This window comes from Methylobacterium sp. BI1, assembly GCF_056680125.1.
Genome location: NZ_CM155267.1, coordinates 616,652 through 631,984 on the forward strand (window position 1 = coordinate 616,652; position 15,333 = coordinate 631,984).

At 69.0% G+C, this 15,333-nt stretch carries 15 protein-coding genes; 9 read left to right on the forward strand and 6 right to left on the reverse strand.

The genetic code is table 11. From position 1 onward, the window contains the following. Positions 1-11 precede the first annotated feature (11 nt). The 4 genes from AC1MGR_RS02905 to AC1MGR_RS02920 all read right to left on the reverse strand — a co-directional run bounded on the left by AC1MGR_RS02905 (position 12) and on the right by AC1MGR_RS02920 (position 5,474). Positions 12-1,064: a tyrosine recombinase XerC gene (locus AC1MGR_RS02905; protein ID WP_480233587.1), complete on the reverse strand. Its 1,053-nt coding sequence runs from the start codon at positions 1,062-1,064 to the stop codon at positions 12-14. A gap of 229 nt (positions 1,065-1,293) precedes the next feature. Further along, positions 1,294-2,742, reverse strand: a complete 1,449-nt coding sequence (locus AC1MGR_RS02910) for a hypothetical protein (protein WP_480233588.1) — start codon at positions 2,740-2,742, stop codon at positions 1,294-1,296. A gap of 252 nt (positions 2,743-2,994) precedes the next feature. Further along, positions 2,995-3,915 carry an alpha/beta hydrolase fold domain-containing protein gene (locus tag AC1MGR_RS02915; RefSeq protein ID WP_480233589.1) on the reverse strand — a complete coding sequence of 307 codons (921 nt, stop codon included), beginning with the start codon at positions 3,913-3,915 and terminating at the stop codon, positions 2,995-2,997. Next, positions 3,912-5,474: a GMC family oxidoreductase gene (locus tag AC1MGR_RS02920; RefSeq protein ID WP_108036868.1), complete on the reverse strand. Its 1,563-nt coding sequence runs from the start codon at positions 5,472-5,474 to the stop codon at positions 3,912-3,914. The genes AC1MGR_RS02915 and AC1MGR_RS02920 overlap by 4 nt, the downstream gene beginning before the upstream one ends. Before the next feature lie 250 nt (positions 5,475-5,724). Between AC1MGR_RS02920 and AC1MGR_RS02925 the strand changes: the two genes are divergently transcribed. Genes AC1MGR_RS02925 through AC1MGR_RS02940 form a run of 4 tightly spaced genes read left to right on the forward strand, consistent with a single transcriptional unit; the run spans position 5,725 to position 8,498 of the window. Continuing rightward, positions 5,725-6,234 carry a DoxX family protein gene (locus AC1MGR_RS02925; protein ID WP_480233590.1) on the forward strand — a complete coding sequence of 170 codons (510 nt, stop codon included), beginning with the start codon at positions 5,725-5,727 and terminating at the stop codon, positions 6,232-6,234. Beyond that, a complete protein-coding gene (locus AC1MGR_RS02930; protein ID WP_108036866.1) occupies positions 6,231-6,689 on the forward strand; it encodes a cupin domain-containing protein in 459 nt (152 codons plus the stop codon). The genes AC1MGR_RS02925 and AC1MGR_RS02930 overlap by 4 nt, the downstream gene beginning before the upstream one ends. A gap of 46 nt (positions 6,690-6,735) precedes the next feature. Next, positions 6,736-7,656 carry an SMP-30/gluconolactonase/LRE family protein gene (locus AC1MGR_RS02935; protein WP_480233591.1) on the forward strand — a complete coding sequence of 307 codons (921 nt, stop codon included), beginning with the start codon at positions 6,736-6,738 and terminating at the stop codon, positions 7,654-7,656. Then, on the forward strand, positions 7,653-8,498 hold the full coding sequence (locus AC1MGR_RS02940; protein ID WP_480233592.1) for a VOC family protein: 846 nt from the start codon (positions 7,653-7,655) through the stop codon (positions 8,496-8,498). Before AC1MGR_RS02935 ends, AC1MGR_RS02940 begins: the two co-directional genes overlap by 4 nt. Positions 8,499-8,597: 99 nt before the next feature. Here the strand turns inward: AC1MGR_RS02940 and AC1MGR_RS02945 are convergent, their stop codons facing one another. Together AC1MGR_RS02945 and AC1MGR_RS02950 are read right to left on the reverse strand one after the other, a co-directional pair. Next, positions 8,598-8,846, reverse strand: coding sequence for a hypothetical protein (locus AC1MGR_RS02945; protein ID WP_480233593.1), 249 nt, complete (start codon positions 8,844-8,846; stop codon positions 8,598-8,600). Further along, a complete protein-coding gene (locus AC1MGR_RS02950; RefSeq protein WP_108036858.1) occupies positions 8,843-9,586 on the reverse strand; it encodes a Crp/Fnr family transcriptional regulator in 744 nt (247 codons plus the stop codon). The genes AC1MGR_RS02945 and AC1MGR_RS02950 overlap by 4 nt, the downstream gene beginning before the upstream one ends. A 293-nt stretch (positions 9,587-9,879) precedes the next feature. Here AC1MGR_RS02950 and AC1MGR_RS02955 point away from each other — a divergent pair, with 293 nt between their 5' ends. From AC1MGR_RS02955 to AC1MGR_RS02975, 5 genes are all read left to right on the forward strand, one after another. Beyond that, a complete protein-coding gene (locus AC1MGR_RS02955) occupies positions 9,880-10,662 on the forward strand; it encodes a Crp/Fnr family transcriptional regulator (protein WP_480233594.1) in 783 nt (260 codons plus the stop codon). Positions 10,663-11,108: 446 nt separating this feature from the next. Further along, positions 11,109-11,570: a (2Fe-2S)-binding protein gene (locus AC1MGR_RS02960; protein ID WP_480233595.1), complete on the forward strand. Its 462-nt coding sequence runs from the start codon at positions 11,109-11,111 to the stop codon at positions 11,568-11,570. A 10-nt stretch (positions 11,571-11,580) separates the two neighbouring features. Then, positions 11,581-13,770 (forward strand): xanthine dehydrogenase family protein molybdopterin-binding subunit, encoded by a 2,190-nt coding sequence (locus AC1MGR_RS02965; protein WP_480233596.1) that lies wholly within the window; start codon positions 11,581-11,583, stop codon positions 13,768-13,770. Continuing rightward, a complete protein-coding gene (locus tag AC1MGR_RS02970) occupies positions 13,767-14,081 on the forward strand; it encodes a c-type cytochrome (RefSeq protein ID WP_480233597.1) in 315 nt (104 codons plus the stop codon). The genes AC1MGR_RS02965 and AC1MGR_RS02970 overlap by 4 nt, the downstream gene beginning before the upstream one ends. Next, positions 14,078-15,328 (forward strand): FCSD flavin-binding domain-containing protein, encoded by a 1,251-nt coding sequence (locus AC1MGR_RS02975; protein ID WP_480233598.1) that lies wholly within the window; start codon positions 14,078-14,080, stop codon positions 15,326-15,328. The genes AC1MGR_RS02970 and AC1MGR_RS02975 overlap by 4 nt, the downstream gene beginning before the upstream one ends. Positions 15,329-15,333: the final 5 nt, after the last annotated feature.

Genomic DNA, 15,333 nt, shown 5'->3' on the forward strand with positions numbered 1-15,333 from the left:
GGCGAGCCGGATCATGCCCCCGGTTCTAGCGCGGGCGCGGGGCCGGGCGCACGGCTTTTCGCGCGCAGGGCCGCGGCCCGGCCGGCGCCGGCGCGCGGATGGGCGGCGTCGAAGGCCTCCATCAGGCGGGCGGCGTCGATCTTGGTGTAGAGCTGCGTCGTGGCGAGCGAGGCGTGGCCGAGCAGCTCCTGGATCGCCCGCAGCTCGCCCTGGCGCGCCAGGAGGTGGGTGGCGAAGGAGTGGCGCAGGGCGTGCGGCGTCGCGCTCGGGGGCAGGCCGAGCCCGCCCCGCATCGCCGCCACGGCGTATTGGATGACCCGCGGCGAGAGCGGGCCGCCCTTGGCGCCGACGAAGAGCGGGCCCTCCGGCGCCAGGGCGTAGGGGCAGGCCGCGACGTAGGCCGCCACCGCCGCGGCGACCACCGGCAGCACCGGCACCATCCGCATCTTGCCGCCCTTGCCCAGCACCGTGACGGCGTCGACCCCCGGCCCCGGCGCGTCCCGGGCGGTGAGCCCGAGGGCCTCCGAGATGCGCAGGCCCGAGCCGTAGAGCAGGGCCAGCACGGCCGCGTCGCGGGCGAGGATCCAGGGCTCGCGGGTCTCGCCGGCCCGCAGCTCCGGCCCGGTCATCGCCCGGGCGGCGGCGATGGGGATCGGGCGCGGCAGGCGCCGCTCCACCTTGGGCGAGCGCACGGCGCCGAGCGCCGCCACGGTGCCGTGGCCCTGGCGCTCGAGGTGGCGGGCGAAGGAGCGCAGGCCCGCCAGCGCCCGCATCAGCGAGCGCCCGCCGACCCCGTCCGCCCGGCGCGCCGCCATGAAGGCGCGCACGTCCCGGGGCTTGAGGGCGACGAGCTGGGCGATGCCGGGGAGGCCGTGCCGCCCGGCGCGATGGGTCAGGAACTGGCGCAGGTCCCGCGCATAGGCCTCGACGGTGTTGGGCGAGAGGCGCCGCTCCCGCGCCAGTTCGTCCTGCCACGCCCGGGCTTCGGCGAGGAGGGCCGCATCCCCGGGAAACGCCAGGGCGTCGGCGGGCAGCGGGGCGGGGCCGGATGCGGAGGATGCCATCCCGCCACTGAAGCCCGAGAGGCGTTGACGCTCCGTTGCCGAGGGCGCGAGGGGAGGATCCGACGGCCGGGGCGGTCAGCTTCCGACCCTTCGTGGACGCAAGGAACGTCTACTTACGCGTATCCCGATCGAGAATACGTAGCCTCCAACCAAATGGAAATCACCATGTTGGTACAGGAACTTTTAGCTGAGGAAGCAGCCATTAAATTCTATGCTGTTCACGCTCCGTCTAATTGATTAGCTGGTTATAGATCATGTCGAGTTGCATCCCGATGCGCTCTCTGCGCATCTGGCGGACATCTTCCAGCATGTCGATGACTTCCGCATCTCCGAGCGGCATGATGAAGCCGCGTCCCTCGACAGCCGTATCCCTGCAGCGCGCGATGAGGCGGTTCCGGTCCGTGGTGTTGCGGTAGACTAGAAACCCGAACCGCCCCCGGTTGGGCGCGAACCGCCCCGCGATCTGGTCGACCTCAGGATTGACCGGGTCTTTCGAGTAGTTCTTGCACTCGACCGGGACTTTATGCGCCACCACATTGGCCAATGTCGCCATCCGATGGAAAAAGCCATTGTCGGCGGCGTTGGTGTAGAGGATATCGATCCGCTTCCGTCCTTCGTTGATTTCCGCTTCCTTCACCGGCGCGGTGAGCTGTGGCCAGAACAGGAACTCCATGATGCCGATCATAAGGCTGTGATAGGCTGACGCATGATCGTTGCCCGGCGGTATCCGCATCAAGCTTTCGATCAGCGCCTGCGCGAACGTGCCTTCGTTGTATTCGATGTCTCCGTTCAGGCTGGCTGCCTCATTGCAGCGCTCGGCCTTGGCTAGGTCGACCATTAGCCTCTTGTAATTTTCCAGCACTTTCGGGTTTGCTGCCGTGAACTCGGCCATCCACTGCTTGGTGCAAGGGTAGTTCTCCTTCAGGCTCGTTTTAGTAACCCTTAGGCTGCCGTTCTTGAGCGTCTCGACGAGGCCAGACATCGAGCTAAGATGCTCGGCTTGAAGAAATTCGAAAACGTGTTTGTTCAGGTAATCCTGGCTGTTGAGCGCCAAGTGCCGGCGCACAAACATCTTAGGGACCAGAATAACCCGGCTGCCGCCGTACCGCGGGAGCTGCCGATATTGTTCGCGCCACATCCCACGCTCGTGGTCGAAGATGGGGCCCGATGGCGTGTTCACGGTTGGAATGCCGTGCAGCGCGCATTGCTGGCCGGTGTAGTCGATGAGTAGGTCGCGAATGATATTAGTCGCCATGTCCGAAATCTTGTCGGGGCCGATGCCCTCGATAAAGAGGTCGCACTCACTAATGTCAGCCACCAAGCCGCTCCTCGCCGCCTCGCTATTGGCGATGCTGCGGTAAAGATCGAACGCTTGCTTGCCGCTTACGCCGCGCCCCTGCGGCCGCCCGCGAGAGACGCCGAGGCGTGTCTCGTTTGGCTCGGAAAGATGTCCAAGCATCTGAAAGGCCTGCTCCTCGCGGCCATTGCGTATTGCTTGAATCGCGGTCTGGAAGAACCAGACGATGGCGTCGCTGGCGCGGCGGCTCAAGTCGTCGGAGTAGAGAGAAATGGCGAAAGGATCGACGTAGACCGAAAGGTCCGCCGTCAAATCGATATCTACAAAATCTAACTCGGGCTGCGAGCGGCCGAGCGCGAAATGCTCAGAAAAGCGTGTCACAAGAGAAAGTTGTATCAGACGGACGCAGGCTTGTTCTGCTTGGCGCGTCGGCTATCCCCAGCAATCGAGCTTCTCGCTGATGAATATGGAAAGTGCTCCATGCTTCAGGACCATCTGCATCAAGACACGCTGCCAGAGACAGCGACTTACCCATTGCCGACGGACATTCTCGGTTCCAACGTCCGCCCTCGATCCGAAGGCGGGCGCTACGACGTCCCAGGACTACACGGAAGCCGCCTCACACCCGCCCCCTCACCCCCACCCCATCCGCGCCGCCAGAAACGCCCGGATCCGCGCCTCGGCCCGGCGGGATTCCGGCAGGCCGAGGAGGGGGTAGACGTGCATCAGGCCGGGCTCCTCGTGATAGGCGAGGGGGGCGTCCTCCGCCCGGGCGCGGGCGGCGAGGCGGCGGGCGTCGGCCACCAGGATGTCGTGGCTGCCGCAGACGAGTTCGATCGGCGGCAGGCCCCGCAGGGTGCCGAAGAGGGGGCTGACCCGCGCGTCCGTGGGGTCGAGAGCGCCTGCATACCAGCGCCCGAGGGTCTGCACGCCCGGGCGCATCAGCATCACGTCCAGCGGTTCGATCCGGGCCTGGGACGGGTCAGCGGTGGTGACGTCGAGCCAGGGCGCGATCAGCACGAGGCCGACGGGCGCGGGCAGGCCGGCGGGGCCGGTCCCGGCGTCCCGGACCTGCATCGCCAGGGACAGGGCGAGGCCGCCCCCGGCGGAATCGCCCATCAGGGCGATCGGCGCTTCGGGGTCGGCCGCGGCGCATGCCCGGTAGACCGCTAGCGCGAAGGCGCCGATGTCGGCGCAGGCATGCTCCGGCGTCAGCGGGTAGAGCGGCACCGTCACGGTGAGGCCCGTGGCCGAGACCAGCCGGGCGATGAAGCGCCAGTGGATGCGGGTGATCGGGCTCGTATAGGCGCCCCCGTGCAGGTAGATCACCCGCCCCCTGCGGGCCCCTGCGCGCGGGGCCAGGGTGTAGACCTCGAAGCCGTCGCGGGTCTCCCAGGTCACCGAGAGGGTTCTCCGCAGGGCGCGCGTCGGCCGGGCCGGGCGCGGGCGCTTCGCCACCGCCGCCTCGGGGTCGAGATCGGCCCGGGCGAGGCCGCGCCGGCGCCCGGTGAGGCGGATCGCCAGGGCCAGCAGGCGCGCGGCGAGGCTGGTCACAGCCGGGCCGCGATGTGGTCTCCGACCCGCAGGGCGTTGGCGACGATCGTCAGGGTCGGGTTCACGGCCCCGATCGAGGGGAAGAAGCTCGCATCGGTGACGTAGAGGTTGTCGAGGCCGTGGGCCCGGCAATCGAGGTCGAGCACCGAGGTGGCCGGGTCCGTGCCGAAGCGCAGCGTCCCGGCCTGGTGCGCGGTGCCGCCGATGGGCGTGTCCTTGCCGAGGTAGAGCGAGCGGTCGAACAGGTGCGGGTGCACGTCGAGCTTGCCGCAGAGGTCGCGCAGCTTCGCCTTGAGGCGGGTGTGCCCCTCCATGTTGCTCTCGGTGAGGTCGAGGCGGACCCGGCCGCCCTCGTAGAAGATCCGGTTCTCCGGCCGGGGCAGGTCCTCCGAGGTCAGCCAGAAGTCGAGGGAGTGCTTCGCGATCCAGTCGAAGGGCTTTTCGGGGAACCATTGCAGGAAGCCCGGCAGGCCCTCGCCGTGGATCTGCGTGCCGTCGGACTTGCCGACCATCTGGATGTGGCCCAGCGGGAAGTCCCAGTCGTCCGAGCCGAAGTAGAAGTCGTTCAGCCCGAGGGTCTTCTGGAACTTCGTCGGGTTCGGGGTGCGCGAGACCGCCAGCACGGTGGCGTTGTTGTGGCGCATGTAGTTGCGCCCGACCTGGCCGGAGGCGTTGGCGAGCCCGTGCGGGTGCGCGTCGTTGGCCGAGCGCAGCATCAGCAGCGCCGAGGAGAGGGCGCCGCAGGCCACCACGACGATGTCGCCCGTCACCGTGCGGCGCCGGCCCTCGCGCACGAGCTCGACCCCGGTGATCGCGCGCCCGCTCGGGCCGGTGAGGAGGCGCTCCACGTAGGCGCCGGTCCAGAGGGTGAGGTTCGGGTACTGGGCGAGCGCCGGGTCGACGCAGATGATCTGCGCATCCGCCTTGCCGTTGGTCAGGCAGGGATAGCCGTCGAAGGCGTCGCAGCGGATGCAGGCCGAGTGCGGCAGGGCCTGGCCGTCGCGCTCGTCCAGCAGCACGCCCACCGGCAGGTGGAAGGGCCGGTGGCCCTCGCGCTTCAGCCCGTCGAAGAGCTCCTGGATGCGCGGCTCGTGGGAGACCGGCGGGTAGGCGTAGGGCTTGGACGCGGGCGGCTCGGTGGGGTCCTCGCCGCGCAGGCCGTGCACGTGGAACAGCTCCTCCGCCGCCTGGTAGTAGGGCTCGAAGGTGTCGTACTTCACCGGCCATTCGGGGGCGTCGCCGTCGGGGTGGCGCACCACGTCGAAATCGCGGGCGCGCAGGCGCAGCAGCACCGAGCCGTAGACCTTGCTGTTGCCGCCCACGTAGTAGTGCAGGCCCGGGTGGAAGCTGCGCCCGTCGGCGCCGTACCAGGTCTCGGGCGCCTGGTAGCGCGCATCCACGAACACCGCCTGGCTGTCCCAGTTCTCGCGCTCGCGCGGCAGGTAGCCGCCGCGCTCCAGCAGCAGCACGCGCTTGCCGGTCTGGGCCAGGCGCCAGGCCATGGTGCCGCCGCCGGGGCCCGAGCCCACGATGACCACGTCGTAATGCTCGTCGCTCATGGGTGTCCTTCGCTCATGGTGTCCTTCGCCCGTGGGGGCCTTCGCGGGGCCGGCGCGGGCCGGTGCCGCGGGCTGTCGGGGCCGGGGATGCCGCCGCCGGGTCGGCCGGCCGATGGGGTCGCGCCGACGTGAGGCATCCGACGCTCCGAACGTTTGAACCGGCGCACGGGTGCCGCGTTCAACCGCCGATGGCATCACGTTCGCGCGCCTTCGTCATCGCCCGCCAGCGGCCCTGCCCCGGGATCGCGCCTTGCAGGACCACGCCGTGATCGCCCTCAGCCTCGTCGTCGCCTTCGCGGTCCGGCTCCTCCTGGTGCTGCTGTTCCTGCCCTTCAGCGCCCTCGACAAGATCCTGAACTTCCGGGGCGCGGTGGGCCAGGCCCGCGAGCGGGTCTCCGGCACGGGGCTCGCCCGCGCCCTCATCCTGGCCGGGCTCTTCGTCGAGGTGGTGATGTCGGCCGGCATCCTCACCGGCATCGCCGACCGGGCCGCGGCCTTCGTGCTCGCCGGCTATTGCGGCGTCACCGCCCTCCTGTGGAAGCAGTTCTGGCGCCCGGGCGACTTCTGGGCCGGCAGCGACAGCCAGGGCCGGGGCCTGTTCTGGGACTTCCTCAAGAACTTCGCCCTGGCCGGCGGGTTTCTGCTCATCACCTTCGGCACCGGGGCCGACACGGTGCGGCTCTTCCTCGCCGACCCGCTGGCCTCGTCGCAGCCCTACCGCACCGCCCCGTCTCCCGAATCCGCCAGGATGATTCCATGAGCGACGCGACCACCCCCGAAAAACCCCGCGTGCCCTACTGGCACCTCTGGACCGACGCGGAGGGCGTCAGCCACCAGACCCGCTGCGCGCTGACCGATTTCGACATGAAGTCGATGCAGCCGCCGGCCGACCCGCAATGGCAGGGCACCAAGACCCATGACGGCGCCACCGTGATGGTGACGGTGCAGCCGGTGGGCTGGACCGGGGCCTGGCACGAGAACCCGAAGCCGCAATGGATCATCCCGCTCTCGGGCCGCTGGTTCGTGGAATCCATGGACGGCACCCGGGTCGAGATGGGGCCCGGCGAGATCTCCTTCGGCGAGGACCAGAACACCCGGGCGGTGGACGGGCGCCAGGGGCACCTCTCCGGCACCGTCGGCGACGCGCCCGCCGTGCTGATGGTGGTGCAGTTCGATTCGCCGCCGACCGTCGCCACCCCGTGCCGGTTCCGGTAGATCCATGGCCGGTTCCGGTAGCCCCATCGATGGTTTCGGTCGCCCCATGCCGTCCAGGCTCGGAAACCCGGGCTTCGAGGTCGTCGATCCGCGCTTTGCCGGGTACCTGCTCGGCAACGCCGAACTCGAGGAGATCGCCACGGGCTTCCGCTGGATCGAGGGGCCGGTCTGGTTCGGCGATGCCGACTGCCTGCTGTTCCAGGACCTGCCCCGCGACCGCACCATGCGCTGGAGCGAGGCCGAGGGCCTGTCGGTCTACCGGGCGCCCTCGCACTTCGCCAACGGCCAGACCCGCGACCGCCAGGGCCGCCTGATCGCCTGCTCGCACCGGAACCGCTGCCTCACCCGCACCGCGTACGACGGCACCGTCACCACCCTCGCCACCCACCATGCCGGGCGCCGCCTCAACGCCCCCAACGACGTCGTGGTGGCCGCCGACGGGGGGATCTGGTTCACCGATCCGGTCTACGGCATTGCCAACGACTACGAGGGCGGCCGCCAGGACTCGGAGCAGCCGCCGGCCCTCTACCGCCTGGACCCGGCTTCCGGCGAGGTCCGCGCCATGGCCACCGATTTCGACGGTCCGAACGGGCTGGCCTTCTCCCCCGACGAGCGCCGGCTCTACGTCTCCGAGACCGGCGACCAGAGCCGGCCGAACCCGCGCCAGTACATCCGCGTCTTCGAGGTCGGGCCGGACTACGCCCTCTCGGGCGGCGGGGTCTTCCACACCGTGGCGCCCGGCTACTGCGACGGGATGCGGGTCGACGAGGACGGCAACGTCTGGAGCAGCGCCGCCGACGGCGTCCACTGCATCGACCCGGACGGCCACCTCATGGGCAAGATCTTCGTGCCCCACCGGGTCTCGAACCTCGCCTTCGGCGGCCGGATGAAGAACCGCCTGTTCATCGGCGGCTCGCACACCCTGTACGCGATCTTCCTCAACCGGCGCGGCGCGCAGACGCCGTGAGGGGGGACCTGAAGCCGGACATCGGCGCCGGACCGCTGCGCCTGGACCGGATTCGCCTCGTCAGCGCCGATCCTGAAACGCTGGCGCGGTATTTCACGGCGGCCCTCGGGTTTTCCCGCGTGACCTCGACACGACCTCTGGTCGACCAGCGAACCACGTCCGGCGAAACGATCGTGTCCCTCCGGCTCGGCGCGCAGGCCGTCGACCTCGTCGGATTCGACCGTCCGGGCCGGCCCTATCCCGACGACGTGCCGGGCTGGAGCCCCCTGTTCCAGCACATCGCGATCGTGGTCTCGGACATGGCCGCCGCCCATGCGCGCCTCGCCGCCTGCCCCGGCTGGCGCCCGATCTCCACGGCCGGGCCGGTGCGCCTGCCCGCGGCCTCGGGCGGGGTGACCGCCTTCAAGTTCCGCGACCCCGAGGGGCATCCCCTTGAATTCCTTGCGTTTCCCGCCGGTGGTGTCCCCGAGGCCTGGCGCCGCGCGGGGCCGGATCCCTGCCTCGGCATCGACCATTCGGCCGTCTCGGTGACGGACACCGCGGCGAGCCTCGCCTTCTACGCGGGCCTCGGCTTCACGGTGGCGTCGCGCTCCACCAATGTCGGTCCCGCGCAGGCCCGCCTCGACGGCGTGCCGGACCCGCACGTCGCCGTGACGGGCCTGAGCCCGCCGGGGGCGCCGACGCCGCACGTCGAACTCCTTGATTATGCAGGTGAATTTCCGCGCGGCGGTCACGTCTGCGGCGACCGCGACATTGCCGCCACCGTCCTGGCCTTTGCCGGCGTCGCCGGCGAACCCCGGCTCCTGCGCGACCCGGACGGCCATCGGCTCCAGCTGACCTGAGGGTCTGTTCCGGACCAGCCCGCCGCTCCGGTCGGAGACGCAGCGGCGAGGCTGCCCGGAACCGGAGGTCCAGGGCATGCGGACCCCGTCGCGCACGCGCTAGCGGGACCGCTGGCCCGCCTGCGTCGTGATCCAGTCCAGCGCTGCGGGCAGATCGAGAAAGGGTGCCGGCCTCGGATGACCGAGATTGCCGAAACCCACCTCCAGGAACCAGTGTCCGGCCTCCGCACCATGGTCCGCGGAGAGTTGGATCAGGATCGCGACGAGGAGCCCCTCGGCCATGACCAGCCGGCCGTCCTCGTCGCTGCTCTCTGTCCGGATCCGGACGGGCTGGAGGCTCAGCGTCATGGGCCGGGCGGCCTCTTCTGATGCAGGTAGGCGGGGTCGAACTCGGCACGGTTCGTCAGCGCGTCCCAGTCGTGGATCACGAGGCGTTGCCCCTGGAGGGTGAGTAGCCCCTGGCCGCGCAACTCCTGCAGGACGCGGTTGACGTGGACGTTCGAGACGCCGATCGCATCCGCGATGTCTCCCTGGGTGAGGGGCATCTCGCAGGCGAAGTCCCGCGCCAATCCCATGGCATGCAGTTTCAGGTAGATCTCGCAGAACAGGTGGGTGATCCGGCCGAGCGTCGAGCGCCGTCCGATATTGGTCATCCACTCCCGGAAGATCGCCGCGTCGACGAGGGTGTCCCGCCAGAGGGCGGCCGTGATCCCGGGATGATTGCGGGTGAGGTCGAACATCGCCTCGTGCGGGATGAAAGCCAGGGTACAGGCCGTCAAAGTACTGAGGCTATGATCCATCACCGGCAGGTGCAGGCTCTGCAGGTCGGGGATGTCGCCCGGGATGTGAACCGACAGGATCTGGCGCTTGCCCTCGTCGAGGAGCTTGTAGCGGAAGGTCCACCCGTCGAGCAGGAGGCAGCATTGCTTGGGATGGTCGCCGTCGCGCACGATGTCCTGGTGGGCGCTCAATTGACGGCGCGTGACCGGCAGGCGTTCGATCGCCTGACGCTCGACGTCCGAGACGGTGATGATCGTCTCCAGTTTTCGAATGAGCAGGCTGAGATCGGTGCCAGCGGCAAGGCTCATTGCGAAAGTGCCTTTCTCGGGCAGATTGGACGTGGGCGGGAGAGACGCATCGGAACTCCGTGGATCGGCCGGACCACGTCATCCCTCCCTACTAACATGAAGGAAGACGGGGTGGTGCGGCGCTGGCCGGGTCTGCCAGCAGGTATCGACATCAGCCCTTTCAAGACGGCCAATCCCCGGATGGGCTTTGCATTTACGGGTCGAAAGCGTGCGCATTAACAAATGGCAGTGACACGCCCGGCTTTACGGGACAGTCTGGAGAGATCACGCAAATGTGAACTGGTCCTCCCCCGATGGAAGTGATCCCCGATCTGATTGGAGAACGGGGTGGGGGCGTGAGAGACCTGCGCCAGGACTTGGTGCACAACCATCTCCTGGCAACATTGGAGCCCGATGATTTCGCGCGCCTCCAGCCCGATCTCCTTCGCGTTCGAACGCATCCGAATCAAACCCTCATCACCCCGAACGAGCCGGTGCTGCGGGTGTATTTTCCCGAGACCGGCTATGCCTCGGTCATCGCCGGTACGGATCGGAGCCGGATCGAAGTCGGCGTCATCGGACCGGAGGGGCTGATCGGTGCCACGCCGGTCCTGCTCGGGAGCGACCGCACCCCGCACCGGACCTTCGTCCAGGTCCCGGGGGAGATGCTGGCGATCGATACCACCCGTCTCTCCACCGCAGCGGAGGCGTCGCTCTCGCTCCGGACGTGCCTGCTCCGCTTCGTCCAAGTCCAGCTCATCCAGATCGGCCAGACCGCCTACGGGCATGCGACGCTGCCCCTGCAAATCCGGCTCGCCCGTTGGATTCTCATGTCGCATGATCGGGTGGGCGGGGATGAGATGCCCGTCACACACGCCTTTCTGGCGCAAACCCTGGGATCCCAGCGCTCCGGGGCAACCCTCAGTGTACAGGCGCTAGAGGCGCAGCGCATGATCACGGCGCGGCGCGGTCGGATCACGGTTCGGGATCGCAAGGCGCTCGAGGCGCTGGCCGCAAGCAGCTACGGAGTGCCCGAGGGCGAATACCACCGACTCATTCCGCAGGGACCGGACCCGGAGCGCGGCGCCGGGATCTGAGCCGATGCGTCCCGTCGGAGGGACGCTTGCCAACGGAAAGACGGAGCCGAAGCGGGCCTCTGCAGCCATATAGCCAGGGGGTCGGCCCCACGGCGGCAGGATGTGGTTCCATCGAAGCCCGGGCCCCACGATGGACGGCCTCCCGTCGAAATTCAGTTCTCATCGAAGACCCGATCCAATCCGGACCCTCGGTCGGGTATCCGACCCGAAGCGAGGGTTTATGAGAATTCGAAGAGTACTGTTCGAGATTTGGGTGACTGTCGGACGGTCTGCCAGGGAGCATTCGAAAGATCCCTTGCCGGGGACCGACCTGCATACGGATTGTCACCACAAATGGCTGTGGACTTGGTCGACCACGTCACCGTACAACCATTCCAAAGACGGAGCCGCCGCTGCGGATATCTGGCGGAGCAGGACTCACGACTGGGCAACACGGCAGGAAACGCATGATCCGTTTGAATCTGAACGGCGCCATCCGCGAGGTCGAGGCCGAACCCGACACGCCGCTCCTCTGGGTCATCCGGGAGCAGGTCGGCCTCACCGGTACCAAGTACGGCTGCGGCATCGCGCAGTGCGGCGCCTGCACGGTGCATATCGACGGCACGGCGGTACGCTCCTGTTCGATGCCGGTCTCGAGCGTGACGCCTGACCAGAAGATCGTGACGATCGAGGGCTTGTCGAAGGATCGCTCGCACCCGGTGCAGAAGGCCTGGGTCGAACTCGACGTGCCGCAGTGCGGCTTCTGCCAGTCCGGAATGATCATGGCGTCGGCCGCGCTGCTGGCGCAGAATCCGCATCCGAGCGAGGCGCAGATCCGCTCCGAAATCACCAACATCTGCCGCTGTGGCACCTACAACCGCGTCCTGGCCGGCATCAAGCTCGCCGCCGATGGCGGCCAGGCGGGTTGAGGAGAGAGCCATGAACGCCCTCGCGAACACGCCGTCCCGACGCGCCTTCGTAGCCGGCGCGGTTGCCACCGCCGGCGGCCTCAGTCTCGGATTCCACGTGCCCTTCCCCGAGGCTGCCGCGCAGGCGGCTCCGCCGACACTCACGCCTGAAGTCAATGCCTGGGTGGTGATCAAGCCGGACGAGACCGTGGTGATCCGCATCGCCCGATCCGAGATGGGCCAGGGCACCCTCACGGGCCTCGCCCAACTCGTCGCCGAGGAGCTGGGCTGCGACTGGAGCAAGGTGGTCACCGAGTATCCCACGCCGGGCCAGAACGTCGCCCGCGGCCGGATCTGGGGCGATTTCGGCACCGGCGGCAGCCGCGGCATCCGCGAGTCCCAGGACTACGTCCGCAAGGGCGGCGCGGCCGCTCGCACCATGCTGGTCGAGGCCGCCGCCCAGGGTTGGGGCGTCGCCCCCTCCGAGTGCCGGGTCGAGAAGGGCGTGATCAGCCATGCTGGCTCTGGCCGCACCACCACCTTCGGTGCGGTGGCGATGGCGGCGGCCAAGGTGACGCCACCAAAGGACATCGTCCTCAAGGATCCGAAGGATTGGACCATCGCCGGCAAGCCGGTGAAACGCCTCGATACCGTCGAGAAAACCAACGGCAGCCAGATCTACGGCATCGACCTCAAGATGCCTGGCCTGCTGAACGCGGCGATCCGCGACTGCCCGGTCTTCGGCGGCACCGTGAAGAGCTTCGACGCCAAGGCCGTCGAGGGCATGCCCGGCGTGAGGAAGGTCGTCGCAGTGGGCGATTCCGGCGTTGCGGTCATCGCCGACACGTTCTGGCGTGCCAAGACCGCGGTGGAGGCTCTGCCGATCATCTGGGACGAGGGCCCGAACGGGCAGGTCTCGAGCGAGACCATCGCGGCGACTCTTCGCGAGGGCCTCGACGCCGAGGACGCCTATGTCGGCAACAAGGGCGGCGACGCCGCGGGCGCCCTGAAGGGGGCGGCCCGGGTCGTGGAAGCGACCTACGGCGTGCCGTTCCAGAACCACGCCACGATGGAGCCCATGAACGCCACGGTGCGCTGGACCCCGGAGCGCTGCGAGGCCTGGGCGCCGACCCAGAACGGGGAGGCGGCGCTCGCCGCCGTGGCTGAGGCGGCCGGCCTCTCGGCGAACCAGTGCGACGTCTACAAGCTCCTGCTCGGAGGCGGCTTCGGCCGGCGCGGCGCTACCCACGACTGGCTGCGCCAGGCCGTCCTCATCGCGAAGGAGATGCCCGGGACCCCGATCAAGTTGATCTGGACCCGGGAGGAGGACATGACCCACGGGCGCTACCACCCGATCACCCAGTGTCGGATGCGCGCCGGGCTGGACGAGGCCGGCAACGTCACCGGCCTGCACATGCGCATCTCGGGGCAGTCGATCCTGGTCTCCGTGGCGCCGAACCGGATGGTGGACGGCAAGGATCCGGTGGTGTTCCAGGGGCTCAATCCCGGGGGCGCGGAGGCCGCGATCGGCTACGCGATCCCGAACATCCTGGTCGACCACGCGATGCGCAACCCGCACGTCCCGCCGGGCTTCTGGCGCGGCGTGAACATGAATCCGAACGCCATCTACCTCGAATGCTTCATGGACGAGCTGGCCCATGCGGCAGGACAGGATCCCCTGGCCTTCCGGCTGAAGCTGATGGAGAAACACCCCAAGCATCGGGCGGTGCTACAGGCGGTAGCGGACAAGGCCGGTTGGGGTTCGAAGCCTCCTGCGGGTGTCCACCGGGGCCTCGCCCAGATGATGGGCTTCGGCTCCTACGTGGCGGCGGTGGCCGAGGTCTCGGTCAGCGATGACGGGGCGGTCAAGGTCCACCGCATCGTCGCGGCCACCGACCCGGGCCACGCACTCAATCCGCAGCAGATCGACGCTCAGATCGCGGGCTCCTTCGTCTACGGCCTGTCGGCGGCGCTCTACCAGGAATGCACGGTCAAGGACGGACGCATCGAGCAGACGAACTTCGACACCTATCCGGTGATGCGCCTGCAGGAGATGCCGGTGGTCGAAACGATCGTGATGCCTTCGGGCGGCTTTTGGGGCGGCGTCGGCGAACCCACCATCGCGGTGGCGGCCCCCGCCGTCCTGAACGCCATCTTCGCGGCCACCGGCAAGCGCGTGCGCCAGATGCCGGTGAAGAACACGGACCTGCGCCGGGCGTGATACGCTCGGCCGTGGTCGCGACCTGGCTGCTTGCCGGATCGGTCGGGCTGTCCCCGGCGGCGGAGCGCCCGCCGCCGGGGGCCTCCGCCTGCGCCGGCTGCCACGCCGAGGGGGCGGCGATGGGGGCGATCGACGGTCGTCCGGCGGCCGAGATCGCGTCGGCGCTGGCCGAGTACCGTTCGGGTAAGCGGCCGGCCAGCGTGATGAGCCGTATCGCCAAGGGGTTCTCGGAGGAGGAGTCCCAGGCCATCGCCGTCTACCTGTCCCGGCAGCGCCCGACCGCTCACGAGACAAGCCAGGAGCGACCATGAGCCCGACGCGCCGCGCGCTCCTCGCCACAGGGGCAGCCCTCGCTTTGGGTCGGCCGGCTCTGGCGCGGGCCACTGCGAAGGTGGTCGTCATCGGCGGCGGCTTCGGCGGTGCCACCGCCGCCCGCACGCTCCACTCGGGTGGCCTCGATGTGACCCTGGTCGAGGTGAATCCGACCTACGTCGCCTGCCCGTTCAGCAACGAGGTCATCGCCGGGCTTCAACCCATGGCGGCGCAGCGGTTCGGTTACGAGGGCCTTGCCCGCGACGGCCTCCGCGTGGTGCACGCTGCCGCCACCGGCATCGACGCGGATGCCCGACGGGTGACGCTCGCCGACGGCACCGCGCTCGCCTACGACCGCCTCGTGCTGTCGCCGGGGATCGACCTGCGCTTCGATGCCATTCCCGGCTACGACGCGGCAGCGGCCGAGCGCATGCCCCATGCCTGGAAGGCGGGCGAGCAGACGCTGCTCCTTGCCCGGCAACTCGCCGCGATGCCCGAGGGCGGCACCGTGGTGCTGTCGGTGCCGGGCAATCCCTATCGCTGCCCGCCCGGCCCCTACGAGCGGGCGAGCCTGATCGCCCATGTGCTCAAGACCACCAAGCCCCGCGCGAAACTGATCCTTCTCGACGCCAAGGACACTTTCTCCAAGCAGCGCCTGTTTCAGTCGGCCTGGAAGGCCCTGTACCCGACGCAACTCGAATACGTCCCGCTCGCGGAGGGCGGACAGGTGAGTGCCGTCGACCCGGACGCCATGATCGTCCGCACCGACTTCTCGGAGTACAAGGCGGACGTCGCCTGCATCATCCCGCCCCAGCGGGCGGGGCGGATCGCCGCCGTCGCCGGGGTCGCCGACCGCAGCGGCTGGTGCCCGATCGATCCCGTCACCTTCGAATCCCGGTTAGTGCCCGGCATCCACGTCATCGGCGACGCGGCCATCGCCGGGGCGATGCCGAAATCCGCCTTCTCGGCCAATGCCCAGGCCAAGGTCTGCGCGGATGCGGTGATCGACCTCCTGGCCGGGCGCGCGCCCGAGACGCCGAAGCTGATCAACACCTGCTACAGCCTTGTGGCGCCGGGCTACGGCATCTCGATCGCGGGCGTCTACCACCCGGCGGGCGGCGTCCTCGCCGACGTGGAGGGCGCCGGCGGCATCAGCCCAGTCGACGCGCCGATGGCCCTGCGCGAGCAGGAGGCCCTCTACGCCGCCGACTGGTACCGCACCATCACCCGCCAGGTCTTCGGATGAGGCGG

What these genes read in the sequence shown, in the direction of transcription:
- AC1MGR_RS02905 (WP_480233587.1), bottom strand. Translation starts at nt 1,064, where the DNA reads ATGGCATCCTCCGCATCCGGCCCCGCCCCGCTGCCCGCCGACGCCCTG.
- AC1MGR_RS02920 (WP_108036868.1), bottom strand. Translation starts at nt 5,474, where the DNA reads ATGAGCGACGAGCATTACGACGTGGTCATCGTGGGCTCGGGCCCCGGC.
- AC1MGR_RS02930 (WP_108036866.1), top strand. Translation starts at nt 6,231, where the DNA reads ATGAGCGACGCGACCACCCCCGAAAAACCCCGCGTGCCCTACTGGCAC.
- AC1MGR_RS02935 (WP_480233591.1), top strand. Translation starts at nt 6,736, where the DNA reads ATGCCGTCCAGGCTCGGAAACCCGGGCTTCGAGGTCGTCGATCCGCGC.
- AC1MGR_RS02945 (WP_480233593.1), bottom strand. Translation starts at nt 8,846, where the DNA reads ATGACGCTGAGCCTCCAGCCCGTCCGGATCCGGACAGAGAGCAGCGAC.
- AC1MGR_RS02950 (WP_108036858.1), bottom strand. Translation starts at nt 9,586, where the DNA reads ATGAGCCTTGCCGCTGGCACCGATCTCAGCCTGCTCATTCGAAAACTG.
- AC1MGR_RS02955 (WP_480233594.1), top strand. Translation starts at nt 9,880, where the DNA reads ATGGAAGTGATCCCCGATCTGATTGGAGAACGGGGTGGGGGCGTGAGA.
- AC1MGR_RS02960 (WP_480233595.1), top strand. Translation starts at nt 11,109, where the DNA reads ATGATCCGTTTGAATCTGAACGGCGCCATCCGCGAGGTCGAGGCCGAA.
- AC1MGR_RS02965 (WP_480233596.1), top strand. Translation starts at nt 11,581, where the DNA reads ATGAACGCCCTCGCGAACACGCCGTCCCGACGCGCCTTCGTAGCCGGC.
- AC1MGR_RS02975 (WP_480233598.1), top strand. Translation starts at nt 14,078, where the DNA reads ATGAGCCCGACGCGCCGCGCGCTCCTCGCCACAGGGGCAGCCCTCGCT.